Consider the following 25,368-nt stretch of genomic DNA (forward strand, 5'->3'; position numbering starts at 1 on the left):
CTGATTAAAATAATAAGGTTAAAGGAGAGGTGTTAGATGAAGAAGTATCCTTTAGCGATATGGATATTAAGTCTTGGTGCATTTGCAATAGGTATGACAGAGTTCGTAATTATGGGATTGCTACCAAATATTGCAAGAGATTTGAATGTAACAGTATCTGATGCTGGGCAACTTATTACTGGTTATGCACTAAGTGTTGCAATTGGTGGACCAATTATTGTCCTTGCGACATATAAATTACCGAGAAAAAATTTACTGATTTTATTAATGGGAATCTTTATTATTGGTAATGGTATCGGTGGAATTGCACCAAGTTATGGTTTATTAATGTTAAGTAGAATTGTAGCTGCTTTAGCTCACGGTTCATTCTTTGGTATAGGATCAATATTAGCTGCAAATATGGTACCACCTCATAAAAGAGCAAGTGCAATGGCGCTTATGTTCACAGGTTTAACGATGAGTAACATTATTGGTGTACCTTTTGGGACTTTTGTAGGACAAATATTCGGATGGAAAATGACTTTTATTATTATTAGTGTATTAGGTCTATTAACATTAATAGGAATTATAAAATTTGTACCTAATCAAAAAGACACGCAACCGATATCTATTAAAAACGAATTAAATGTATTAAAAGATGTTAAGCTATGGCTAACACTTGGCGTAACATTATTTGGATTTAGTAGTGTATTTGCATATTTCACATATATTTCTCAAATATTAACTGACGTTTCACATATAGAAGAACGTTGGATCTCATTTGTGCTTATCATATTCGGTGTTGGTGTAACATTCGGTAATATAATTGGTGGTAAACTAGCAGACTGGAACTTAAATAGATCTTTAAATATTATTTTTATAGTCTTCCCAATTTATATTTTTATGATGTATTTTATTCAAAGTAATAGTTTACTAATGATTGTAGGTATATTTGTATTTGGATTAATAGGATTTAGTATGAGTCCTTCATTGCAATTTAAGAGCATGGTCATTTCAAAAGATGCGCCAATGTTAGCAAGTACGATGAATCAATCTGCATTTAACATTGGTAATGCACTAGGTGCATTTATCGGTGGAATAGTTGTAAGCCAACTAGAAGTTAAAGACTTAGCATTAGTAGCTCCGTTTTTAACATTAATAGGATTAATCTTCTTTATATTAGAACGTATAGTTTCTAAAAAAAGAGGAGAATAGTATGAGTGAGAGACTATCGTCTCGAGCCATACCTAGGCAAGCATAGACTTTACAATACTAGAAACATAAAAATCACCCAATCCGAAAATAAATTTAACGGATTGGGTGATTTATTTTGAAAAAGAGAATGATATCCTAAGCTCTTTTATGTTTAATCATAATCTAGTTCTAAATTATAGAGCATTTTTTATGTTCATTTATTAAATTATCGTTATAATGAATAATGGTATAAGGAGGTCCAAATATGAAACATTGGATTGAAGAACGTAATATTGAGACACCGAACAAAATAGCGATTAAACAAGGTGATGTTGAACTGACATATCGACAATTGTTTAACAGAGCAAAAATTTATGCATCTTATTTAAACCAACTTAATTTAAAAAGAGTGGCATTCTATATAAAGAATGATGTGCATCATGTTTCATTAATTGTTGGAGCTTGGTTAGCGAATGTTGAAATTGTCATGGTTAATACGAAATTAACTTCAAGAGAAATCGAACAACAGTTAGAAAGTATAGGTGTTGAAACGGTATTAACTTACAAACCCCTTAATATAAAACAAAATCATATCATAATTAATGATATTACGAGCATAAATAATAAAAATTTAGATTTCCATCTTAATATGGATGATATCGCGACAATTATGTTTACTTCCGGAACGACAGGGCCAGCTAAAGCGGTACCTCAAACTTTTTCTAATCATTATTATAGCGCAATTGGTTGCAAAGAAAGTCTTGGTTATCATGGTTTAACGAAATGGTTATCTGTCCTACCTATTTATCATATATCTGGATTAAGCGTGCTTATTCGTAGTTTAATTGAAGGCTTTACTGTTGTATTAGAACCTAAATTTGATGTTGATCGTGTCATGTATTTAATTAAACATGAAGATATTACACACATTTCACTCGTTCCACAAACATTACAATGGTTGATTAACGATGAGCTCACACAGCCTTACCAGTTAGAGAAAATACTATTAGGTGGAGCGAAATTATCCGAAGCGATTATCAATAAATCACTTGAATATCAATTGCCTATCTATAACTCATTCGGTATGACAGAAACTTGTTCACAGTTTGTAACAGCAAGTCCTGAAATGTTGCGCATAGAACCACGTACTGTCGGTAAAATACCTTCAAATGTTAAACTTAAAATTATGAACAAAAATGCTGAAGGTCATGGTGAAGTGTCAGTGTTAGGTAAAAATGTTATGAATGGCTATTTAACGAATGGCAGTAATGCGGATACATTTGAAGATGGCTACTTTAAAACAGGTGATATCGGCTCAATAGATGATAATGGATATGTATATATTTATGATAGAAGAAAAGATTTGATTATTAGTGGTGGTGAAAATATATATCCTTATGAAATTGAACATATTATTTTAAATCATCCAGAAGTTACAAATTGTGTCGCTGTTCCTGTCGAAGATGAAAAATGGGGACAAGTACCTGCGTTAGTATACGAATCTCATAAAAATATTGATAGCAGTGAATTTAAGTGTCTGCTTGATGAGTATTTAGCAAAATATAAACATCCTAAATATTTTTATAAAATGACAGAAATACCAAGAACGTCAACTGGAAAGCTTTCAAGATATAAAGTGAAAGAGTGGATAACGCATGCGTAAAAATAATATGAACTTTTATATGTTTAAGGCACCATTTAGAGTTCCCATCAAAACGCCTTTAGTAGAACTTGAAGAGCGTGAAGTATTAATCGTTGAATGGCAAGATGTTGATGGTCATAATTATTACGGAGAGTGTAATGCATTTAAGACGGATTGGTATCATTTTGAAACAATAGAATCTATAAAAGAGGTATTAACGAATTGGTTTAAAAAGCATGAATTTGATCAAATAAACCATTATAAATTAAGCTGTCAATTAATAGATGAACTCAACGATTTTCCAAATGCGCGAAGTGTTATGTCTATGATTTTCTTTCAGAAGTTTCATGAATTACATGATGTTAAGGTTGAATATGGTGCTACTGTTAATCATGATATTGAAACATATTTCAAACAATATAATGGGCAATTACCTTCTAGAATTAAAATCAAATGGCATGACGATATTAAAAATGACATTGCGTTTTTAGAAAAAAATTATCCCAATATCCAAAGAGCAATCGACGCTAATGGTGTATTAAGTCAAAACGAAATTTCTTTGTTGAACACATTTGAGCATCAGAATTTTATTTATATAGAGCAACCATTTCTTACATTTGATTCCTATTATGAATATCATAAGTCATTATCATTACCGATATTTATTGATGAGTCGGCATTAAATTTAGAACAAATTAAACAATTTAATGATTCTCAGATAATTGATGGGGTTGTTATTAAGCCTTCTCGAGTAGGTGGAATAGATAAAGCTTTAGAGATTATCGATTATTGTAAAGCGCATAACCTTAAATATGTAATAGGTGGTATGTATGAGTTTGGTTTGAGTGGTTATTTCACTGCTTATTTAGCTGAGCAAAGCAACTATCCTAGTGATATAACGCCAAGTGATTATTACTTCGTTGATGATATTGTTTTTGAGAAAGCTGTTTTAGAAAATAATAAAATTATATATTCACCGCCAAAAATAGACATAAATAAATTAATAAAATAAAGGCATATACGCGCATCAGTGCGTATATGCCTTTTAGATATTAGTGCTTATGGTCTTTCTTAGGTGGTACTGGATCGTATCCACCAGCATGGAATGGGTGACATTTTAATATTCTTTTCGTGCCTAGCCATGTTCCTTTTAAGACACCATACTCCGAAATAGCTTCTACAGCATAATTAGAACAAGTTGGTTGAAACCTGCACGTAGGTGGTGTCAGAGGTGATATATAGCGTTGATATAAGCGAATTAATTTAATGAATAATGTTTTCATAACAATGCTCCTATTTATAATGATTGTCAGTTAAATGTTTATATGGCTGAACATCAGTATTATTAAATTTATAAAACTGTGTTGTTTGTTTCATATGGATATTAATTGTTTCATTTTTGATTTTTCCAGTTGCTACAATATCGAACGTTAACTTTTTAGGTAACGTTTTATCTTCTTGGAATGTGAGATTGAATTTACCTTTTTTAATTTTTAAATCATTAATATTACTTAATGATTTTTGATCAACTAATGGTGATTGGTTAAATCCTAATTGATATAAATATTTCATGACGCTGTTCGTGCCTTCATATGAAAGTGTATTTTCATTAATAGAAATATCGTCTTCGATAGGTTTTAACAAACTTTGATTAAATGTAGTTAAATCAAACCAATCTTGGCCTATTTTTTGATAATAATCAATTTCTGCGTTTTGAGCACGATAATTTAAATATTTCGTCTTTGGTGATGATTGGATTTCATTTGAATTAATAAATACACTTTTATTCTGTGTATTAAATTGTTTCGTATTACTTGATTGCTCAACGTTAAATGCTAGTTTATCATGATGGTTCGTTCGTCCGTATGAATTTTGTTTTAACTGAGTCTTTTTATCTTGAAAATTTACTGTCGTCTCATTTTTAGATTTTATAGAGTGTGTATCCACATCTTTAATATTTTTTTGAAATGCTTCAATGGCATCACTACTATTTTTATAATAATTTTGACCTTGTGGACTACAACTTGCTAGAATAAGAGTAATTGTTAATACAAAGGTCGTTAAGGTTAACTTTTTCAATGTTTTCTACCTTTCTAATAAAATATATATACAGTTTATCACAATCTAAGAAAGAGGTCGTGTATCATGCGCTATAAAGATCCATATGGATTAAATGTAGATTTAGAATATAAAGAACGAGACGACGTGCAAAAAGCTAAACATGTTCTCGGTATACCTATTTACAAAGAAAATTATGTTTTGACACATCATAAAATTCGAGGAATAGAATTTCCTGGTGGGAAAGTAGAGTATAATGAGACGAATAAAGAAGCGATAGAGCGAGAGTTATACGAAGAAACAGGTGCCATTGCTAAAGAGATTACATTTATAGCATCATATATCGTTCATGATGAAATACCTTTTGATAAAGATGTATATTTTATTGAAATTGATTCTATTGAAGAAAAAGATGAGTACTATGAAACATATGGCCCAATCATCGTTAAAAATATTGATGATGTTATGGAACAAAAAAAGAGCTTTTTATTGAAAGATAAGGCAATATTAAAGTGCGTTGAAAGGGTGAATAAACTTGGATTTCTTAAGTAGAAAAAGAATGCCTGTCTTCTTTAATGATCACCTTACAGAAGAAGTAATATATGAAGTAGATCAGCTTAAATTAAGAGGACTACTCATGACACCACACATAGATGTTGAGCGAATCGTCGTGTATTTACGTGGGGGTAAAGGACAAGTGGGTAAAGTGAGACCAGCGAGAATGTCTCAATTTAAAAATGAAAACACTTTAGTATTTGCGCCATATTATCGGGGAAGCAACGGAAGTGAAGGTAGAGATCGTTTTTGTGGAGACGATTTAAATGATGTTGTTGTAGGTATAAATATATTAAAAGCGTTATATCCAGAAATACCGGTTCACATTGTAGGATTTTCTAGAGGTGGTATACAAGGTTTACTCACTTACCAATCAGTAAATGCAACGAGTTATATAATTTGGGGTGGGGTAACAGACTTGTTAATGATGTATGAAGAAAGAATTGATTTAAGAAATATGTTAAAAAGAATGATTGGACATCCAAAAAAGCAATCTGAAGAATATGAACAGAGAAATGCATTGAAACATATTCATAGTGATAGTCCGCCTATATTAATTGTCCATGGAGATCAAGATAAACAAGTTAATATTAATATGGCATATCATTTAGAAGAACATTTAAAAAAAGAACAAGTTAAATATAGAACGATTTATGAAAAAGGTGAAGGGCATGTTTTTAGGCCGAAAATAGAGCAACAAACATTGATTAAAATTAAAAATTGGATGTATGAATGCGAAAAATAAAAACATTTTTTAATCAAAAAGAAGCATATCACGCTATTTACTGAGTGAAATCAGTAGTGTGATATGCTTCTTTATTTGATGTTCTCAACTGTTTACTTAATGATTATAAGTAAATCCGCCTTCTTCTTGAATGTGTTCTGAAGATGCTCCGAACTTACTGAAGTTCTCTTTGAAGTCTTTAGCTAATTGTTTTGCTTTTTCATCGTATGCATCTGTTGATACCCATGTATTACGTGGATATAATACTTCTGAAGGTACGCCAGATACATGTTTTGGTATATTGAGACCGAATATATCATCTTTAATGAATTCAGAGTTTTTAATTTCTCCGCTTATTGCGCGACGAATCATTGAGCGTGTATGTTTTAAGTCCATTCTAGAACCTACGCCGTATTCGCCGCCAGTCCAACCAGTGTTTACTAAATAAACATCTACATCATGTTTGTCGATTAATTGACCGAGTAATTCAGCATATTCTGTTGCATGTAATGGTAAGAATGGTGAACCGAAACAAGTTGAGAATACAGGTTGTGGACTTGTTACGCCTCTTTCTGTACCTGCTAATTTAGATGTGAACCCACTTAAGAAGTGATACATCGCTTGTGATTTATTCAATTTTGATATAGGAGGTAAGACTCCGAAAGCATCTGCTGTTAAGAAGATAATCGTATTAGGATGACCAGCTATTGATGGTGTTACAATATTATCTATAAACTCAATTGGATAAGCTGCTCTAGTATTTTCTGTTAATGAAGTGTCGTCATAATCAACTGTACCACATGATTTAACGCCTACATTTTCTAATACTGTACCATATCGGATAGCATCATAAATTTGAGGTTCTTTTTCACGGCTGAGGCTTACAGTTTTGGCGTAGCAACCACCTTCAATGTTGAATACACCGTTTTCGTTCCAACCATGTTCGTCGTCTCCGATAAGTTTTCTGTTTGGGTCTGCAGATAAAGTTGTCTTTCCTGTTCCTGATAAACCGAAGAACAAAGCAACATCTTTATTATAGCCAACGTTTGCTGAGCAATGCATACTCATAATACCTTTTTTAGGTAATAAATAATTCATGACAGAGAAGATACCTTTTTTCATTTCACCAGCGTATTCTGTTCCACCAATTAATATCACGCGGTGTTTGAATGAAGTAATAATGAACGTTTCAGAATTTGTTCCATCCTTTTCTGGGTTCGCTTTAAATCCAGGAGCACTTATAACAGTGAAGTTAGGATTAATATTAAGTGCTTCTTCTTTCGTTTCTGGGCGAATAAACATGTTTTGGGCAAATAGGTTATGCCAAGGTAATTCATTGATTACACGTAAATCTAAACGTGAAGATTTATCTGCACCTGCATAGCCATTAAAGACATAAAGTTGTGATTTTTGGTTTAAATAGTCAATAACTTGATCATATAAATTTAAAAAGCTACTCTCTGAAATAGGTTGATTGACTGATCCCCAATCAATGTCTTGTTCAGTATCTGCTTCTTCAACAATGAATTTGTCTTTAGGTGAGCGTCCGGTATACTTTCCTGTTTCCATTCTGATAGCTCCAGATTCAGTTAGTACACCTTCGCCTGATTCTAGAATGTGTCTGTATAATTCAGTTCTAGAAAGTTGTTTGTGCGTAGTTTCTTTGTTAAGAAGATTAGAAAGTTCGATTGATTCTGTAATTGACTGTATTGCCATAAATGACGACCCCCATGTCTAATATTTAAATTGTAAGCATTTTCATGGAATTAGTATAACACATTAAAATATATAGTCTATACTAATCAGAAAATTTATTTAAAAAAATTATGACTTTTGAAATATATTCCGTTGCATTGACATAATCTGAAAACTCTAGTATCATCATTTTTGACGGATTCTCTTATCCTGAGTGGTGGAGGGACATGGACCCAATGAAACCCAGCAACCTCTTTCTATTTTGAAAGAAAGGTGCCAAACCGTTTGCAGACCAATATTGTCTGAACGATAAGAGCGAATGGACGAGTGTGCCTTCTCTCTATATGTTTATTGAGAGTGGGCACTTTTTATTTGCGCTGAGGAAGAGACCGTACAACTTTATTTAAAGGAGATTTTTTATGTTTAAGAATAGAAGACTCTTCACATCTGAATCAGTAACAGAAGGGCATCCAGATAAGATTGCGGATCAAATTTCTGACGCAATTTTGGACGAATTATTAAAAGGTGACCCTAAAGCTAGAGTCGCTTGCGAAACAACAGTAACAACAGGTATGGCACTAATTGCTGGTGAAATATCAACATCAACATATGTTGATATTCCAAAAGTAGTAAGACAAACTGTAAAAGATATAGGATATACGAGAGCGAAATATGGTTATGACTTTCAAACGATGGCAATTTTAACGGCTATTGATGAACAATCTCCAGATATAGCTCAAGGAGTAGATTGTGCTTTAGAAGATAGAGATGATTTAACAGATCATGAAATAGAATCTATTGGAGCAGGAGACCAAGGTCTTATGTTCGGGTATGCAACAAATGAAACTGAAACTTATATGCCTTTACCTGGTTATTTAGCACATCAATTAGCTAAAAGATTAACTGATGTACGTAAAGATGGTACGTTAGATTACTTACGTCCAGATGGTAAGACACAAGTGACAGTTGAATATGATGAGAATGAAAAACCTGTAAGAGTTGATACAATTGTTATTTCTTCACAACATCATGAAAAAATAGAGCTTGAAAAAATTCAACAAGATATTAAGGATCATGTAATTTACCCAATCGTTCCTAAAGAGTTGTTAGACGATGAAACTAAATTCTTTATTAATCCAACTGGTAGATTTGTTATTGGTGGACCACAAGGTGATGCAGGCTTAACTGGAAGAAAAATTATCGTAGATACATACGGCGGTTATGCAAGACATGGCGGTGGATGTTTCAGTGGTAAAGATCCAACAAAAGTTGATAGATCAGGCGCTTATGCAGCTCGTTATGTAGCGAAAAATATCGTTGCTAGTGGACTTGCAAATAAATGTGAAGTTCAATTAGCATATGCTATTGGTGTAGCACAGCCAGTTTCTATTTCAATAGAAACATTTGGTACTGGTAAAGTTGATGAAACAACTTTAGTGGAAAAAATAAGAGAAGTGTTTGATTTAAGACCTGCTGGAATTATTCAAATGTTAAACTTAAGACGACCAATTTATAAACAAACTGCAGCATATGGACATTTTGGAAGAACGGATGTTCAATTGCCATGGGAATCATTAGATAAAGTAGACTTATTAAAAGATTTACTTAAATAAGTTGTAAAAACTCTGTAAAAATCTTACCGATTTGTACAGAGTTTTTTATTGGTGTTTTAATTAATTTACCATTAAAGTGGGGAATAACTATTCAGATGTACGAAGTATTAAAAATAACATTACAATAATGGATATATTTAATGATAAATACTGAATTTATTTGTTTTTTTTACTATAATAGAAGTAATACTTATGAAAAGGAGCGATCTACAATTATGAGTCAATTAGAACCGATTCATTATGGATTAATCGCAGCAGTTATCATTGCGATATTATTTATTATATTATTCTTTGTTTCATTAAAACAAAAGAAAAAATCTTTGACTAAGATTCAAGAAGCTCATAAACAACAAAGCGAGTCGCTAAAATCTGAACACAAAGAGAAGTTAGATCATGAAAGAGTAGAGAATAAAAAGGTTCTAACTAAACAAAAAGAATCACATCAACAAGAAATTTCACAAAAAGAAAGAGAAATTGACTCATTAAAGTTATTTTCTAAGAATGAAGGGGAATATATAACTGATAGACATTTATTAGAGCTGAGAGATCAACTTGTCAATGAGCGTAGAATTAGACCTGAAGATATGCATATAATGGCTAATATCTTTTTACCGAAAGATCCTTTAGGTAAAGTGAGACAAATTGACCATTTAGTATTAACGAGAACAGGTATTTACGTAATTGACTCAAATCTAGTAAGTGGTCATATCTATCATGGTATTACCGAACAGCAGTTTAGTGATTTTCCAGTATTAGGACAAGTCTTTGAAACATTGGATTTAAATCCGAATAAAGAACAAACGTTATTACTAGAAAAACAATCAAATAATAAAACTGCAGCATTTCATTCATATACTAGTGAAGTTAAAGAAGTTGATGATACAACTGAAGAATTACAAAGACAACTTGAGCTTAAATATACACCAACACCAATCATCTACTTCCATCCTAATGAAGTGAGTGAAGCGACTATTAGCAATTACTCACAAGACCCTAACATTAAAGTGTTAGTAGGAGAAAAACAATTACAACATTTCTTTAATAAATTTGTTTTTCATGGCAGATTCCAGTATAGTGTGGAAGATCTTGAAAGAATTATGGATGAAATTGAAAAGTTTAATCCGTAATAACAAAGCGCTGCATAATATGTAGCGCTATTTTTTATATTATAAAAAGGTGGTTATAAAATGGGTAACGAAAAATTTGATGTTAAGAATCCTGCAACTGGTGAAGTGATTGAAACGTTAAGAAATAACAGTGAAGAAGAGATTAACGAAAAAATTGAACGTTCGCATAAAGCCTTTCAAACTTATAAGAAAAAACCGGCTCATGACAGAAGTGCTTTATTGTATAAATGGCATGAGTTAATTTTAGAAAATCAACAAGAAATTGCTTTAATTATGACTCGAGAAAGTGGTAAACCTTTAAAAGAATCTATGGGTGAAGTTAAATATGCGACTGACTATATTTTATGGTTTGCGGAAGAAGCGAAACGCACTTACGGAAGAACGATACCTGAACATGTAGAAAATAAGAGATTAGTTGTAACGAGAGCGCCAGTTGGAGTAGTTGCAAGTATAACGCCATGGAATTTCCCGGCAGCAATGATGACTAGAAAAGCGGCACCAGCATTAGCAGCAGGTTGTACATTTATATGTAAACCTGCACAAGATACACCTCTTACAACTATGAAGCTAGTTGATTTAGCACATGAAGCGGGATTTGATAAAGATGTTATTCAATATGTGAATGGGTCAGGAAAAGAATTAGGTCAAATATTTACTAAGCATCCATTAATATCAAAAATCACGTACACGGGATCAACGCCAGTTGGTAAACAATTAATGGAGCAATCTAGTTCAACACTTAAAAAAATAACATTAGAGCTTGGTGGTCACGCACCATTGATTGTTCATGAAGATGCAGATATTGATAAAGCTGTTAAAGGAACTATAACTTCTAAATTTAGAAATGCTGGTCAAACGTGTGTCTGTGCAAACAGAATTTATGTTCACGAATCCGTAAAAGAGGCGTTTGAAGAAGCTTTAAAAACAGAAGTAAGCAAATTAAAAGTAGGTAACGGTCAAGATGAGTCAACAGATATTGGACCCGTTATTAATGCGGATGGCTTTGAAAAAATACAATCACATATAGAAGATGCAACAAGTAAAGGTGCACGTATTGTAACGGGCGGAACAAGTTATAAAGACGGTGGTTATTATGTTACACCTACTGTACTAGCAGACGTAACAGATGATATGAAAATTATGGTAGAAGAAACATTTGGACCTGTAGCACCAATTCAAACTTATAAAGAAATTGATGAGGTCATTGAAAAAGCTAATGATACACCATTTGGTCTTGCAGCGTATTTCTTTACAGAAAACTATCGTATTGGTATACAATTGTATGAGAACTTAGATTATGGTGTAATTGGTTGGAACGATGGAGGTCCAAGTGCAGCTCATATACCGTTTGGTGGCATGAAAGAAAGTGGTTTTGGTAGAGAAGGTGGCTCTGAAGGTATTGAACCGTATCTTGAGACAAAGGTTGTTTCAATATTAATTTAAGTTTCTAAGAAAAAAACAGGAGGCAATACAATGACACAGAAATTAGTTGAGTTATACAACGGCAATACGATACCAGCGCTAGGATTAGGTACGTTTAGAGTAGAAAATAATGATGAGTGTCGAGAAGCGGTCAAACATGCAATCATCAGCGGCTATACACATATAGATACTGCTCAAATATACAATAACGAAGAAAAAGTAGGGCAAGGTATTAAAGAGGGCTTAGAAGAATCAGGCTTAAAAAGAGAAGATTTATTTATTACAACTAAACTTTGGATGTCTGATTATGGTAGAGAAAATGTTCAATTAGCATATGAAGCATCATTAAAAAGATTAGGATTAGATTATGTTGATTTATATTTAATTCATTGGCCTGGTCAAGACACAGCATTAATTTCTGAAACTTGGAAAGCGATGGAAGACTTATATAACGAAGGCAAAATTAAATATATTGGCGTTAGTAATTTTCATGTAAATCATTTAGAAGAATTGTTGAAACAAGCTTCTATCAAACCAGTTATTAATCAAATAGAATGCCATCCTTATTTAATTCAAAAAGATTTAAGAGCTTATTTAGAAGCACAAAAGATCGTTGCGCAATCTTGGTCTCCGCTCATGAATGGTCAAATTTTAGAAGACGAAGTTGTTAAAGAAATTGCAAATGAATTAGGTAAAACACCTGCACAAGTCATTATAAGATGGAATATTGATGAGAACATAGTCGTGATTCCAAAATCAGTTACACCATCTCGTATAGAAGAAAATTTAAATGTATTTGATTTTGAATTATCAGATAGTCAATTATCAAGATTGAATGCATTAAATAAAGATGAAAGAATAGGTCCAGATCCAGAAACATTTTCAGCAGAATAAAAGAAGCACTAAAATTAGTTTCTATAAAAAGCGTCTGGGACATAAATGTCCTAAACTATAATGATTTTGTAAAGTGCATGCTTGCCTGGGGGTATGGCTCGAGCCTGTAGTCTCTCGCTCATACTATTCCCCATGGCGTCAGCACTTTACAAAATCAGAAATATAAAATCACCCAATCCGAAAATGATTCCAACGGATTGGGTGATTTGTTTTAAGTTGGGATTTATGTCTCAAATTCTTCACTACTAATCTTAGTATATTTAAATGTGATAACCTAAATAACATGAACCAATTGAAAGTATGGCCGTTAATAATATGTAGATCGTCATTTTTTTATATGATTTTAATAAATATTGTTCGTACACTTCTAAAAAGTGTGTGGAAAATGTCGTGAATCCTCCACAAAATCCTATCGCTATAATTGCGTAACTATATGAGTCAGAGTTTAAATGTTGTGCAGCAAAACCGATGATTAAACTTCCAATTATATTTACAATTAAAGTTGCTATTGGAAAAGAAATTGTATAAACTTTTGTGAAAATCTCATTAACTAATTGTCTACAAACTGCGCCAATACCTGAACTCATCATAATAAATAGTAAAGTCATGAATGAATTGTTCCTTTCTTATAGCCTATTGCTATAAAGATAAATCCAAATATCATACTCAATATTAAATATAAGCTCGCTATGATAATATGACCATTTTTTAATAGGACAACTGTTTCTAAACTAAGAGATGAATATGTAGTAAAAGCACCGATGAAACCTGTTGTTATCATTTTTTTAATATTTGGATGTGTTTTAAAGTAACTTATAAAATAACTTGTCATAACGCCCATTAGTAAAGCGCCTAATACATTTATGATTATAGTAGATAGGGGAAATGTTGTATTGTGAATCATGACTGATGTTAAATACCTTAAGCCACCGCCAAAAGCACCACCTATAAAAATTGCAAGATAGACCATATATAAACCTCCTCATTAAAAAAAGAGAAACTTTACGTTTCCCTTAAATTATTCCAAAGAATCTTATAATAACAATAATATGATAAATAATGACGATGAATAAAGCAATTGGTAATAGTTTGTTCAATTTAGAAATTGTTTTGTGTTTATCAGTTTGGTACTTTATTGATTTGTCAGTCGTAATAACAGCAATAAATAATAATATACCGTTTAAAATACTGCTTATTAAAACGAGGGAAACTAATGATCCAAACATCGTTTCTACGAGTGGATTCTGTGCACTTAAAAATAAACTGATAATAATGAGTACAACTGATATATAAAAATAGCGTTTAGCTTTATCCATGATGCCCTCCAAAAAGTCTATATAATCGTTTATATTAACATATAAATTATTTTAATGCATCTAATAACTGCATGACTTCATCAAAGTCATCCATTTTTTTACAATGGCTAGGAATGATAAAAAGTGGAGGTTTCATATCAGTTTTTAAATCGATTAGTTTTGAGTGAGTTTCAATAAAAAGTTCTCCATTATAAGCTTTACGCAACAATCTTTTAGTTGGTAAGTTGTTTTTTTCAATATTTGAACGACACCATGCAGCGTCACTACACATGAAAATCATGAGGTTTGAAAACTTCATCATTAAACCAATCTGTCCCGGCATTGCTCCAGGTAATTCGTAACTGACTAACGCATCTTGATTAAAAACTTTAAAACCTTTACCTAAAATAGGATGGTCGGTTTGAACAAAATCTTCTACGAATTCAATCCGCTCTTTAAAATCATCAGGCATAACGTGGAAACTTAATTGTAGATTATTATTCGTCACTTGTTGTGTAATAAAGTTATGATATGCTTCATTAGAAGTGATAATAGTAGCATTTTTAAAAGCATTTAAATACCCTATGTGGTGGCTTGCAAAGTTTGTGATAATACAATAATCAATTTCATCAGGATGAACATGATCTTTTAATAATTGACTAGGCAAAGTTTCATATATTTTATAATCCTGCCTATGAAATAATTTTAAAGTTTTTAACTCTGTACTTGGCTTAACATGCTCAGAGAACCCCGTGTTAATTAATATTTTAAAATCATTTATTTCTAAATAATAAGAAAAAATATAATACCGTTCAACTAGACTTTTATTACTATTGAGGAGGACTGCTTCGTCACCTAAAAATGATCCAGTAGTATAAAGTTTGAACTGTTTTATTGTTTCTGAATTCTCAGCCATCAAAAATCACCACCTAAGTAACTATATTTATATTACTTACAATTATTTCAAAATATATATTTAAGTTAATTATGACATAAAACCATCCGAAATACATTTATAAGAACTCAATATTGTTAATTAAATCAAATGATTTAGTAAGCGATTGCAAACTGTGGTACGATAAATTCACATAAGTTAGAAAGGAATGAATTTCATGAGTAATCTTAAAGTACAAGTTTTTGCTGATGGTGCAGACATCAAAGAAATGAAGCAAGCGTATCAAAATAAAGAAGTAGACGGTTTTACAACTAATCCTAGTTTAATGAAAAAAGCGGGTGTAACAGATTATAAAACATTTGCTGAAGAAGTAGTTAAAGCAATTCCAGATGCTTCAATATCATTTGAAGTATTTGCGGATGATATAGAAACGATGGCTAAAGAAGCTGAAATATTAAAACAGTATGGTGAAAATGTATTCGTAAAAATTCCAGTAGTGAACACTCAAGGTGAATCAATGATTCCACTTATTAAACAGCTTTCTGAAAATGATGTAAAAGTTAACGTTACTGCTGTTTATACGATTGAACAAGTAAAAGAAATTGTAGAAGTAATTAAACCAGGTGTTGAAACATATGTTTCAGTATTTGCTGGACGAATTGCAGATACTGGAGTGGATCCACTACCACTAATGAAAGAATCAGAAAAAGTGTGTCATAGTAAAGAAGGCGTTAAATTGTTATGGGCTAGTTGTAGAGAGCTATTTAATGTAGTCCAAGCAGATGAAATTGGTGTAGATATTATTACATGTCCAAAAGATGTTGTTGCTAAAGTACCTAACATTGGCAGAGACGTTAATGAATTATCAGTAGATACCGTTCAAGGATTTGCTAAAGATATTAAAGCAAGCGGATTAAGCATTCTTTAAAATATAAATAAAAGCAACTCATAATCTTGAGTTGTTTTTTTATTTATATTTTAAAATGTAGGGATACCTAAAACTTAAATAAGCAGAATAATTTATATTATTTTACTATAACTAATTCATTAACTTGTCTTAAGTTTTGTTATATAATCAAATTTCAGTGAAAAAATGGAGTGTTGAATATGGCAAACAATTTAAGAATTGCTCAAAGAGGAGCATATATTAGTTTAGTTACTTATATAGTGCTATCTATTTTAAAATATATAGTCGGTACAAGTTATCATTCATCAGCATTAAGAGCAGACAGTTTAAATAATTTAACAGATATATTTGTTTCTGTAGCAGTTCTTATCGGTTTAAAAATTTCAATCAAGCCTGCAGATAAAAATCACCCGTATGGACATATGAAGACAGAAAATATTACGACTTTAATCGTTTCATTCATAATCATGTTTGTAGGGATTGAAGTTATTTCTACTAATATTCCTAAGCTTGTACAAGGAGATTATAGTGAACCAAGTACTTTAACAATTTGGGTAAGTATGGCAAGTGGTATTATCATGTTTTTCGTATATTTATATAACTCGAATCTATCTAAAAAAACAAAAAGTACATCGTTAAAATCTGCTGCTAGAGATAACCTTTCAGATGCTTTAGTAAGTATGGGGACAGGGATAGGACTTATTTTTACTCAATTTGGATATCCAATAATGGATATTATATTAGCCATTATTCTTGGTGGTATTATCGTTTATACAGGATTTACAATATTTAAAGAATCCATCTTTACTTTGAGTGACGGTTTCCATGAAAAAGATTTAAATAATTATGTAGAAGCAATAGAAGATATACCAGGTGTAATCGATATTCCATCTATTAAAGGTAGATATCACGGAAATAGCGTATTTTTAGATGTAACAATAGTTGTAGACAAAAACTTAACACTAGATGAAGCACATGATATATGTGATTTAGTTGAAAACCAATTAAGAGAAGCCGGCGTTTATTCTTCATATGTACATGCAGAACCAAATTTATAATTTATTTACTTAATAAATAAATTATTAAAATAATACAAATAAATATGATAGTATTAATGGATAAGTGTTTGGCAATATCTTAAGGGGATGTTATGAATGCAAATACTCGGAAAAGGCTATGAAAATGATCATCATTATTTTCATGTGATATCAGATCAAAATCACCTCATTAAAGTTCGAGTTCCAGAAGATATGGACGATGATGATTTGAGAAACTTGTTAAAAGCAGTTTGTAATGATTATGATGAGAGTAATAGCTAAATCACATAAATTATTTAATGAAGTCATATATATCATAAGGTTTATTAAAAGAACTATAGAAAAGAGTGGCGATAAAGTCTTAGACTTTGTCGCCATTTTTTTATAATATAGATAAAAATATAGATAAAATTTTATTTAGGAGTTGATTCTATGTTAAATTTTATTTTGAATTTATCAAGTCGAGGTCCACATGATAAATAGAGCCGTTGAATTTATCAAGTCAGGGTCCACATGATAAATAGAGCCATTGAATTTATCAAGTCAGGCTTCACATGATAAATAGAGGCTGTGAATTTATCAAGTCGAGGTCCACATGATAAATAGAGCTGTTGAATTTATCAAGTCAGGCTCCACATGATAAATAGAGCTGTTGAATTTATCAAGTCAGGCTTCACATGATAAATAGGAATAAGTTTTTAAAATAAAAAACTGCCAACAAGTTCACTTTAAGTGACTTTGTTGGCAGTCTGAGAGTTCCTTCTAAACTTTTTTCTTATTTTTTCTCCAAATAAAATATTCAACAATAGCAACGATGATAAGTGACGCGCCGAATAGTGGCATTATGATACCTAACACTATTAAAAATGCTATGAGTCCAATTGGAACTCTGCCTTTCATTTGAGGAGGTGCTCCAAAAGAACCAGCATTTTTTCGTCTCATCCAAGATAAGAATCCAAATACAATTCCTCCAATAAATGTTAAGCATACGAGTAGGTTAATCACTTTATTTGCTGTACCGAATAGGTGTCCTTCATGTAATGGGATACCAAAGCTAAACCATTTGCCGACAATACCATAGTCTTCGTAATCCACTTGATCAAGAAGTTTTCCAGAGTATTGATCGAAATATGCTGTTGTTTCTTCTTTAGGAGCTACATCTAAACCAGTAACACCTGTATTACTACTTTTCGAAACTGTAAATACGCCTTTATCATCTGCTGGATAAACGATTGAAAATGGCTTTTTAATATTTTTGTTTTCTGCTTGCATAATGATGTTTTCGATACTTTGTTGTCCTTCAGCACCTATTAAGCTATTAGATGCGCCGTGATGCTCTGCATGTGGATCTTTTTTAGATGTAGGTTTTTCTTTATTTCTAGTCGCCCAAGGTAATTCATTATCTTCAGATTGAGGTGGGTTAGATTTTAATGCTGAATAGCCTAACTTAGGATGGTCTTCTGCAAACTGATTAATCTGTTTACCCATAAATGCTGACCAAGGTAATCCCGTTAAGACGATAACAAAAATAGGGGTCGCAATAATTAATCCTAAAATTGCATGTACACGTCTATTAAACAAAAATGAAGTTTTCTTGTTTGTTTTTTTCAATGCTTTAGATTTAAACGTTAAGTAAACACCAGAAATAATCATAAAAATAGTCCAACATGCTGCTAATTCAACTAAATAGTTTACAAAGCTACCACCAACCATAAGTGAACTATGTGTTTCACGTAGTACGTTGGCATATGTATATTGAGCATTTTGGTTAGCAACTCTTTGGTTATGTTCATCTAAAAATATATATCTAGAATCACCATCATCATTCCCAATTGTTACTCTATTATTATATGGTTCATCCATTATACTGATCTTTTGAATTTCATAACCTTTATAAACCTCTTTTATTTCTTGTACAGCATCATCTAAAGATTGATGGCCTTTAGTATCACTATCTGAAAAGAATTCATGATGATATATGTTATTTTCAACATTAGTGTAAAATAAATAACCGATACCTGTAAGAGAGAGGGTTAACAATAAAGGTGTTATAAAGAAAGCTGCGTAAAAATGTAACCTTCTTAATGGATTAAAAATTTTATTCATAATTGTAACCTCTATTTCAATTTTATATATTAACTCTATCTAAAGTTATAATTTTTTATATCTAATTACAATACGGAAAATAAGTTAATTATGAACCTTTGGTGAATATCAGAAATATCATGTAACAAATGACTTGAAAATGTAATATTAAAATACTCTAAAAATTCAGTATAAAATGTTAAAATTGATGAAACGAGATGAGGTGAATAGCTTTGTTAAAAAATTTAGAATTATACAACGATAAAAAAAGTCGTAAACAAATAATTGATCAATTCTATAGTGGATTAAATCAAGAAAATATACATGAAGCTGTAACAAGTTTGGAAGAGAGAAAACATAAAGATTTTCCTCACGGCGCAGTATATTTTCAAAATGATTTATCTACAGAAAAACAAAATGATTTAAGCTTGAGCAAATTAGATGGTTTGTTTATAATCAATGAGGATGATACACAAAAAGGGGCAGTTATTCCTCTGCAAATCATTGTGCAATTTCTAGCTTCAAATAGAGAACAAATAGCACAAGAAAAAGCGCTGAGTCTAATTCAAATAGAGAATATTATCGACCGTTTAGAGTTGACGCTTAAATCAGAAGAACTATAATCAAATTAAGCCACGTTTAACGTGGCTTTTATTTTTTAGAATGGAGTGTAAAATATGTACGATGCAATAATATTCGATTTTGACGGTACAATTATAGATACAGAAATAAATTTATTTAACACTTTAAATAAACACATTAATGACAAGAATAATGAACCCATTAGTCTTGAGGAATACAAAGCTTCGATTGGCTCTGTCTCTAAAGAATTAGATCATAAAATCCTAACCGCTTTAGGCTCAGAATTAGCTTTAGAAGAAATGTTCAAAGATCATTATGAAGGAACAAAACGATTGCCTATGAAACCAGTAGTGAAAGAATTGGTAGAATACGGTCACCAAAATCAAATCAAAATGGGTATAGCAACAAGTAGTTATAAAGAACACATTATGCCAAACGTTTTAAGATTAGAATTAGATAAATATATAGATGTTGTCAAAGGACGTGAAGATGTCGCGTTTGTAAAACCAAATCCAGAATTATATATTCAGGCTGCTCATGAACTAAATGTTAAACCTAGTAAATGCTTAGCTATTGAAGATACTACAAATGGTGCCAAAGCTGCAATTGACGCTGGCATGGATGTTATTGTCATTACTCATGACATAACAGAAGATTTGAATTTTGATTCGTTAGACCTATTGCATAAAAATATAGAAGCTAAAGAAATTATTAATCTTTATTTATAATGTTTGAAGAAAGCATGTCGTTGTCTAAATGCATGTGGCGTTATGTTTCGATATTTTTTAAATACTTTTGTAAAATGAGCTTGATCGTAAAATCCAAACTCAGTAGCAATATGTGCAATGGATTTTTGAGGATTGTTAAGTAATTCAACTGAAGCATCAAATAATTTGCGGCGTTTAATATTTGTGTAGTTTAAACTATATGGTTGTTGATGGATTGTTTGAGATGAGTATAAATTAAATGCTTTTCGAATATTCTCTTGTAGAAGATAGAGTAATGTGTTGATACTATATGATATTTCAGTACTTAAACTGGAGTCTTTAAAAGGTGAATATTTAGCTAAAAAGTTTAAATGATATTGAGTTATATACTCATTTTTAGAAAAAGGTAAATTAGTATAATCTTTTGAGATGAGGTTATTGTATAGATTATTGGCGATCGTATAAATGAGAAGATAGTTTAAGGTTATTATTTTCACATCGCCATTTAAAGCATTGATATAACCATATTCATCAAAAGGTACGATGCTATAAAAGCCTTTTTTTACATAAGAATATTTATTGAGTGAATGGTAGAACACTTGGATTTCTCCATCTGTTACATAGAGTAGTGATAAATTTTCACAATTATAAATACATGAATGCTCTTTGTTTAGATTATACACTTGAAACGAAAACATAATATCAAATCCTTCATAGTCTGATTTAAGAAAAATTAACAACGCTTACTTTATTTAATGTTATAATTAAAATATTAATGACTTTTTAGAGGTGTACAATGAATAATGAACAATACAAAGCCATTGTTTATAAAAAATTATGGTTCATAAATAAAAAAGAAAAAAATAGAGCTCATGAAAAGTTGAATAGCACTGATCAAGAACTTTTATATGAAAAATATGGTAAACCAAGCAAATTTGTTAATCATTTTGTAGAAAATGAAATTATAGATAAAGCTGCTCCACCAAGTAGTTTATATAAAATCATAACTTTAGGTGGATTGTTATTCGGCAATGTATTGATGGCAGGTATACTTATTACTGCTACGTTATTAATATTGGGGACGTTCACTTTATATTTCACTAAATCCATGAGCGAAGCATTGACTTTACAACTATTATATCTCGTTATCGGTTTAGTATTGTTGTTCATAGGATATAAAGGGATTAAGTGGATTAATGCTTATTTTACTAGGCGTTTACTTATAGCTAGAAGATTTAAAGATATTACGTAGATTAACTAGGGGGGTTCATAGATGAGCTTGTTATATTTTGATGAATGGCGTGATACACGTGCAACAATAAGGTATATCGCACAAATTATGGGGAAATGTTGTTTAACTGTAAAACAACCTGAACCATTGTATAAACACGTGATGTTAACCGTTAATCAAGTTGGGTTATCTACAGGCGTATTAAAAAAAGACAATCATGAATTTGAAATCAGTTTAGATTTATTAGATCAGCTATTAGTAGTTAAAGTAGATGGTAAAGAAGAAACGATCATCGTTAAATCTGGACGAACAATAAAAGAATATTATGATTTTGTGTTTGATACGTTATTGGATAATGATATTGAAATTAAAATTAATACGAAACCTTACCATATTCCTTACGAAAAAACATTGGATAAAGATGATAAAGAACGAACATTTAATCCTAAAACTGCTTACCATGCATTAAGGTTGATGCAACAAGCTCAATATGATCATTATCAATTTTTACATTCAAGAAATATTAAAGATGTAAAAACAGGATTATTTTGGGATAAATTTGATGTAACATCTATATTTTATGTAGAAGGTAATCATGAATATACAGTTTCACTATGCTATTACTTTGGGGATAAATATAGAGAGTCTCCTTATTATGTTATTAAGATTAATCCATTTAAGCAAGATAAAATTAACTTGAAACAAGTAGAACCATCGTATGCGGAATACAATGGTAAAGATGGTAGCTTTTTAATTTATGAAGAAGACTTAGAAAGTATTATAAGAAGAGACGAAATGTTGCTTACTTTCTTTAACAGCGCTTATCAAGCATTGTTATCAGGCGTGAGTAGTAAACTGTCACATCATGAAAAATAAAATAAAATGATTCCGGACATAAATGTCGTAAACTGTAATGATTTTGTAAAGTGCGGACGCCCGGGGGAATAGTATGAGTGAGAGACTACAGGCTCGAGCCATACCCCCAGGCAAGCATGCACGAACAAAATCGTAGGTTTTATAAAAAAACAACTCATTTCTAGCTGAATAAATCAGTGAAATGAGTTGTTTTTTATTTTGAGAAAGGGAATAATGTCCTAGTGTTTTTCATCGAATGAAGCATCATGAGTTGAATATGTGATGTTTTTGATAAACAGAAGCCTCGTATAACATTTATACGCTTCAATATTTGCGATGTGTTTACTATTTATGAGCATATAATGAATATGATTTTTAGCACTCGTTGGAAATAGAACAAAGTCTTGAGTAGCATAAATCATAATAGGAATAAGTTTAGAAATTCTGAGAACGTATTTTGCGTATTGTTCTCTAGTCTTCATGCTAGCACCTTCAATTTTTAAAGCATCATTTATAAGTAGATGAATTGAAAGGTTCGTATTGAGGATTGATTGATCTAAATATTCGATTTGGAATTTATATTGAGGATCTTCTAAGTGTTTAATGATTGTCATATTCGGATTAATTTTGGATATCATATAGCCACCCCTAAATATCATTATACTAAATGAACAAAATAGGTGATTGTAAAAAGAAGTTATATCGTTGTAACTAAAATAAATAATGTGACTTTAATTTGTTTCTAGCATTTTTTCAATAATATTTGATAGTAGATTCACTTTTATTCATATATATTGCAATTTCTTGCGTAGAAAAACCTTGTAACGTTAAATTAAACCACGTCAGTTCCTCAGGTGATAAAAATTCAAGCATACTATACAATTCACAATGATAATGTTCGACATAACTTTGATCGAGCATAATATTGTCCGAAGTAGGAATGAAGCGGTCCATTTCTTTGCTGTATTTTCTAATACAATCAATTAAGTAAAACTTTAGTTTAGTATAAATATATTTATCCATCGCATTTGTTTTTAACTCATCAAAAGTTTGTAATAACTCCCATAGTTTTATAAGCATGAGTTGAAAATAATCATCATAAGCATATTTTATATTGTAACGATGCAATAAATAATGTATCATCTTTTCATATTTCATATAGTAGTGATTAAAATTATTGTTTTCCATGTTGTCCTTTGAGGTGAGCATGCACACAATTATTTCCGGATAGAAGTATTGTAAGTGATAATAAAAAAGCTTTAAAATTTGTGATTAATGATAAAATCGAAGTAAAATAACAATAGTTGTAATAAATACAACCAATATTATAAAAAAGTGCATTTAAAGTTACGAATATCAAGAAAATAAGTGCTGAAAATATAGATTTAAATGATTTACAATTCTTATATAAACGTGTATATTTGGGTATATATGGACATATGTTTTATTGGGGCAAAGATTAGGAGGCTCATCATATGGATTACGAACATCTAAATTTGGAACATTTTTTTGCAAGAAACAATGAATTAAATAAAATTAGAGATAATGCAGATTTTGTTATGATTAATAATGTAAACAGATTTATGAATTATAGAAATGGCGAAGAAGAAGGAACGATAAACCTTAGTCATTATAACTATAAAAATAGATCAGCAGCAATGTCATTTATATTTATGGATTACACACCTTATAAATAAGCAAACATACTTTTAAAGCATGTTTGCTTTTTTTGTTGAAATATAATAGTAATTAAAACGTAACATATTTATTTTTGAATAATAAGTAGTAATCCTATAGAATATAGAGAGTGAACTTTTTGCGATTATAAAAACAAGTTAATAGATTATAATTGGTCGTTGGTTTACAAATTTTGAGGTGAAACGATGAAAAATGCCAGGCTAGAAACAATTAAGAATATAGTTGTATTATTATTAGTTTTATCAATTATTGTTGGCCTGTTTTATTATTTGATTTCAGATCATTTGAAGTTTTATGAAGTAGATAAACAAGAAGATAATGTCGAAGTACTATTAACTTTAAGTAAAGCAGTAAATAAACAATATAAAAATGATACTAGAATGCAAGTAGCAACAGAGTCAGGCAATTGGAAAAACGCTTCGAGAAGTGAAATTCATGAAGTGATGGATGTAGAAAAAATCTTGAACGATGAAAAGCAAGTCTATCAATTCTTGAATCTATCAGAATATCAAGGTATTGAAGAAAAAAGAATACATCATATGCTAAGAAAACAAGAAGTACTTGAGCAATATACAACAGAATTTTTAAAAGCAGCGAAGAAAGAGCATGTGAACGAAGTGTATTTAATTTCTCACGCTATTTTAGAAACTGGTAATAACAACAGTGAGTTAGCGAACGGAGTATTACTTACGGATAAAGGTAAAGTAACGAAGTCCAAAGAGAAATCTGATGGTAAAAAGTACTATAATTTTTATGGTGTAGGTGCATTGGATAATGATCCAATTGGAACTGGTGCTAGATATGCTAAAAAACGTGGCTGGGATTCGCCACAGAAAGCCATTTCTGGTGGTGCTAAATTTATACACGATCATTATCTATCTAATCCAGAACAAAATACACTATATAGTATGAGATGGAATCCAGAGAAACCAGGCGTCCATCAATATGCTACAGATATTAAGTGGGCTCAAAGTAACGCACGTATCATTGCAGACTTCTATAACGAGCTGAAGACAGAAGGGAAGTACTATATCGTTTATAAATATAAAGATACAGACAAGAACCTTTCAGTAAAAGCTTTAGATGCAAAGCTTGATAAAATAGAAAAACAAAAACAAAAATAAAGACCAAGTAAAAAGAGCGTAAATTCTTAAAAAGATAAGAATTTACGCT

At 31.0% G+C, this 25,368-nt stretch carries 29 protein-coding genes and 1 riboswitch; of the genes, 18 read left to right on the top strand and 11 right to left on the bottom strand.

Translation table 11 applies throughout. The features are described 5' to 3' along the window. Positions 1 to 36 precede the first annotated feature (36 nt). From LQ598_RS00405 to menC, 3 genes are all read left to right on the top strand, one after another. A complete protein-coding gene (locus LQ598_RS00405) occupies positions 37 to 1,194 on the top strand; it encodes an MFS transporter (protein ID WP_107557137.1) in 1,158 nt (385 codons plus the stop codon). A 244-nt stretch (positions 1,195 to 1,438) separates the two neighbouring features. After that, positions 1,439 to 2,836, top strand: a complete 1,398-nt coding sequence (gene menE / locus LQ598_RS00410; protein WP_107557138.1) for an o-succinylbenzoate--CoA ligase — start codon at positions 1,439 to 1,441, stop codon at positions 2,834 to 2,836. Beyond that, positions 2,829 to 3,827, top strand: coding sequence for an o-succinylbenzoate synthase (gene menC / locus LQ598_RS00415; protein ID WP_107559347.1), 999 nt, complete (start codon positions 2,829 to 2,831; stop codon positions 3,825 to 3,827). Before menE ends, menC begins: the two co-directional genes overlap by 8 nt. 40 nt (positions 3,828 to 3,867) lie before the next feature. On the opposite strand, the gene yidD is transcribed toward menC, so the two are convergent. Beyond that, a complete protein-coding gene (yidD, locus tag LQ598_RS00420) occupies positions 3,868 to 4,098 on the bottom strand; it encodes a membrane protein insertion efficiency factor YidD (RefSeq protein WP_016912172.1) in 231 nt (76 codons plus the stop codon). A gap of 10 nt (positions 4,099 to 4,108) precedes the next feature. After that, positions 4,109 to 4,894 carry a hypothetical protein gene (locus LQ598_RS00425; RefSeq protein ID WP_107536925.1) on the bottom strand — a complete coding sequence of 262 codons (786 nt, stop codon included), beginning with the start codon at positions 4,892 to 4,894 and terminating at the stop codon, positions 4,109 to 4,111. Positions 4,895 to 4,960: 66 nt separating this feature from the next. Between LQ598_RS00425 and ytkD the strand changes: the two genes are divergently transcribed. Then, positions 4,961 to 5,425, top strand: a complete 465-nt coding sequence (gene ytkD / locus LQ598_RS00430; RefSeq protein WP_107557140.1) for an RNA deprotection pyrophosphohydrolase — start codon at positions 4,961 to 4,963, stop codon at positions 5,423 to 5,425. Next, positions 5,409 to 6,173 carry an alpha/beta hydrolase family protein gene (locus LQ598_RS00435; RefSeq protein WP_182475367.1) on the top strand — a complete coding sequence of 255 codons (765 nt, stop codon included), beginning with the start codon at positions 5,409 to 5,411 and terminating at the stop codon, positions 6,171 to 6,173. The genes ytkD and LQ598_RS00435 overlap by 17 nt, the downstream gene beginning before the upstream one ends. 96 nt (positions 6,174 to 6,269) lie before the next feature. Here the strand turns inward: LQ598_RS00435 and pckA are convergent, their stop codons facing one another. After that, positions 6,270 to 7,868, bottom strand: a complete 1,599-nt coding sequence (pckA, locus tag LQ598_RS00440; protein WP_016912168.1) for a phosphoenolpyruvate carboxykinase (ATP) — start codon at positions 7,866 to 7,868, stop codon at positions 6,270 to 6,272. 181 nt (positions 7,869 to 8,049) lie between these two features. After that, positions 8,050 to 8,163: riboswitch (SAM riboswitch) on the top strand. 103 nt (positions 8,164 to 8,266) lie between these two features. Here pckA and metK point away from each other — a divergent pair. The 4 genes from metK (at position 8,267) to LQ598_RS00460 (ending at position 12,903) form a co-directional block, all read left to right on the top strand. Continuing rightward, complete coding sequence (metK, locus tag LQ598_RS00445) at positions 8,267 to 9,460, top strand: methionine adenosyltransferase (RefSeq protein WP_107557141.1); 1,194 nt, start codon at positions 8,267 to 8,269, stop codon at positions 9,458 to 9,460. 215 nt (positions 9,461 to 9,675) lie between these two features. Then, positions 9,676 to 10,587, top strand: coding sequence for a nuclease-related domain-containing protein (locus tag LQ598_RS00450; protein WP_016912166.1), 912 nt, complete (start codon positions 9,676 to 9,678; stop codon positions 10,585 to 10,587). Between the two features lie 60 nt (positions 10,588 to 10,647). Next, positions 10,648 to 12,030 carry an NAD-dependent succinate-semialdehyde dehydrogenase gene (locus LQ598_RS00455; protein WP_107557142.1) on the top strand — a complete coding sequence of 461 codons (1,383 nt, stop codon included), beginning with the start codon at positions 10,648 to 10,650 and terminating at the stop codon, positions 12,028 to 12,030. Positions 12,031 to 12,060: 30 nt separating this feature from the next. Beyond that, entirely contained in the window at positions 12,061 to 12,903 is an 843-nt protein-coding gene (locus LQ598_RS00460; RefSeq protein ID WP_107557143.1) for an aldo/keto reductase, read from the top strand. A gap of 260 nt (positions 12,904 to 13,163) precedes the next feature. On the opposite strand, the gene LQ598_RS00465 is transcribed toward LQ598_RS00460, so the two are convergent. From LQ598_RS00465 to LQ598_RS00480, 4 genes are read right to left on the bottom strand one after another with little or no spacing between them, the layout of a single operon-like run. Then, the gene (locus LQ598_RS00465; protein WP_107557144.1) at positions 13,164 to 13,511 is read right to left on the bottom strand and encodes a fluoride efflux transporter FluC; all 348 of its coding nucleotides are present in this window, start codon (positions 13,509 to 13,511) and stop codon (positions 13,164 to 13,166) included. Continuing rightward, entirely contained in the window at positions 13,508 to 13,873 is a 366-nt protein-coding gene (gene crcB / locus LQ598_RS00470) for a fluoride efflux transporter CrcB (RefSeq protein WP_016913121.1), read from the bottom strand. The genes LQ598_RS00465 and crcB overlap by 4 nt, the downstream gene beginning before the upstream one ends. A gap of 43 nt (positions 13,874 to 13,916) precedes the next feature. Beyond that, positions 13,917 to 14,219 (bottom strand): hypothetical protein, encoded by a 303-nt coding sequence (locus tag LQ598_RS00475; RefSeq protein WP_016913120.1) that lies wholly within the window; start codon positions 14,217 to 14,219, stop codon positions 13,917 to 13,919. A gap of 46 nt (positions 14,220 to 14,265) precedes the next feature. Continuing rightward, a complete protein-coding gene (locus tag LQ598_RS00480; protein ID WP_016913119.1) occupies positions 14,266 to 15,114 on the bottom strand; it encodes an MBL fold metallo-hydrolase in 849 nt (282 codons plus the stop codon). A gap of 196 nt (positions 15,115 to 15,310) precedes the next feature. Here LQ598_RS00480 and LQ598_RS00485 point away from each other — a divergent pair, with 196 nt between their 5' ends. The 3 genes from LQ598_RS00485 (at position 15,311) to LQ598_RS00495 (ending at position 17,319) form a co-directional block, all read left to right on the top strand. Continuing rightward, positions 15,311 to 16,021 carry a transaldolase gene (locus LQ598_RS00485; protein WP_016913118.1) on the top strand — a complete coding sequence of 237 codons (711 nt, stop codon included), beginning with the start codon at positions 15,311 to 15,313 and terminating at the stop codon, positions 16,019 to 16,021. 179 nt (positions 16,022 to 16,200) lie between these two features. Beyond that, positions 16,201 to 17,058, top strand: coding sequence for a cation diffusion facilitator family transporter (locus LQ598_RS00490; RefSeq protein ID WP_016913117.1), 858 nt, complete (start codon positions 16,201 to 16,203; stop codon positions 17,056 to 17,058). A 96-nt stretch (positions 17,059 to 17,154) separates the two neighbouring features. Beyond that, positions 17,155 to 17,319, top strand: coding sequence for a hypothetical protein (locus tag LQ598_RS00495; protein WP_016913116.1), 165 nt, complete (start codon positions 17,155 to 17,157; stop codon positions 17,317 to 17,319). Between the two features lie 480 nt (positions 17,320 to 17,799). Here the strand turns inward: LQ598_RS00495 and LQ598_RS00500 are convergent, their stop codons facing one another. Beyond that, complete coding sequence (locus LQ598_RS00500) at positions 17,800 to 19,143, bottom strand: PepSY-associated TM helix domain-containing protein (RefSeq protein ID WP_107557406.1); 1,344 nt, start codon at positions 19,141 to 19,143, stop codon at positions 17,800 to 17,802. Positions 19,144 to 19,355: 212 nt separating this feature from the next. Here LQ598_RS00500 and LQ598_RS00505 point away from each other — a divergent pair, with 212 nt between their 5' ends. Further along, on the top strand, positions 19,356 to 19,745 hold the full coding sequence (locus LQ598_RS00505; protein WP_103323488.1) for a hypothetical protein: 390 nt from the start codon (positions 19,356 to 19,358) through the stop codon (positions 19,743 to 19,745). 54 nt (positions 19,746 to 19,799) lie between these two features. Then, positions 19,800 to 20,432, top strand: coding sequence for an HAD-IA family hydrolase (locus LQ598_RS00510; protein WP_107557407.1), 633 nt, complete (start codon positions 19,800 to 19,802; stop codon positions 20,430 to 20,432). Here the strand turns inward: LQ598_RS00510 and LQ598_RS00515 are convergent. Continuing rightward, positions 20,423 to 21,109, bottom strand: coding sequence for a helix-turn-helix domain-containing protein (locus LQ598_RS00515; protein WP_107557408.1), 687 nt, complete (start codon positions 21,107 to 21,109; stop codon positions 20,423 to 20,425). The two genes, LQ598_RS00510 and LQ598_RS00515, sit on opposite strands and share 10 nt — an antisense overlap. Positions 21,110 to 21,207: 98 nt before the next feature. On the opposite strand from LQ598_RS00515, the gene LQ598_RS00520 reads away from it, so the two are divergent. After that, the gene (locus tag LQ598_RS00520) at positions 21,208 to 21,663 is read left to right on the top strand and encodes a hypothetical protein (RefSeq protein ID WP_016913081.1); all 456 of its coding nucleotides are present in this window, start codon (positions 21,208 to 21,210) and stop codon (positions 21,661 to 21,663) included. A gap of 21 nt (positions 21,664 to 21,684) precedes the next feature. After that, entirely contained in the window at positions 21,685 to 22,518 is an 834-nt protein-coding gene (locus LQ598_RS00525) for a DUF5996 family protein (protein WP_107557409.1), read from the top strand. A 218-nt stretch (positions 22,519 to 22,736) separates the two neighbouring features. On the opposite strand, the gene LQ598_RS00530 is transcribed toward LQ598_RS00525, so the two are convergent. Both LQ598_RS00530 and LQ598_RS00535 read right to left on the bottom strand, forming a co-directional pair. Continuing rightward, complete coding sequence (locus LQ598_RS00530; RefSeq protein ID WP_239745110.1) at positions 22,737 to 23,135, bottom strand: competence protein ComK; 399 nt, start codon at positions 23,133 to 23,135, stop codon at positions 22,737 to 22,739. Positions 23,136 to 23,250: 115 nt separating this feature from the next. Beyond that, positions 23,251 to 23,655 carry a sigma-70 family RNA polymerase sigma factor gene (locus LQ598_RS00535; RefSeq protein WP_239745111.1) on the bottom strand — a complete coding sequence of 135 codons (405 nt, stop codon included), beginning with the start codon at positions 23,653 to 23,655 and terminating at the stop codon, positions 23,251 to 23,253. 317 nt (positions 23,656 to 23,972) lie between these two features. On the opposite strand from LQ598_RS00535, the gene LQ598_RS00540 reads away from it, so the two are divergent. Further along, positions 23,973 to 24,194 carry a hypothetical protein gene (locus LQ598_RS00540; RefSeq protein ID WP_016912412.1) on the top strand — a complete coding sequence of 74 codons (222 nt, stop codon included), beginning with the start codon at positions 23,973 to 23,975 and terminating at the stop codon, positions 24,192 to 24,194. Positions 24,195 to 24,380: 186 nt separating this feature from the next. Next, positions 24,381 to 25,319, top strand: a complete 939-nt coding sequence (gene sagB, locus LQ598_RS00545; RefSeq protein WP_107559447.1) for a peptidoglycan release complex glucosaminidase SagB — start codon at positions 24,381 to 24,383, stop codon at positions 25,317 to 25,319. The last annotated feature ends 49 nt before the right edge of the window (positions 25,320 to 25,368 follow it).

Source organism: Mammaliicoccus sp. F-M27, assembly GCF_022387115.1.
In the GTDB taxonomy this organism is placed as follows: Bacteria; Bacillota; Bacilli; order Staphylococcales; family Staphylococcaceae; genus Mammaliicoccus; species Mammaliicoccus vitulinus.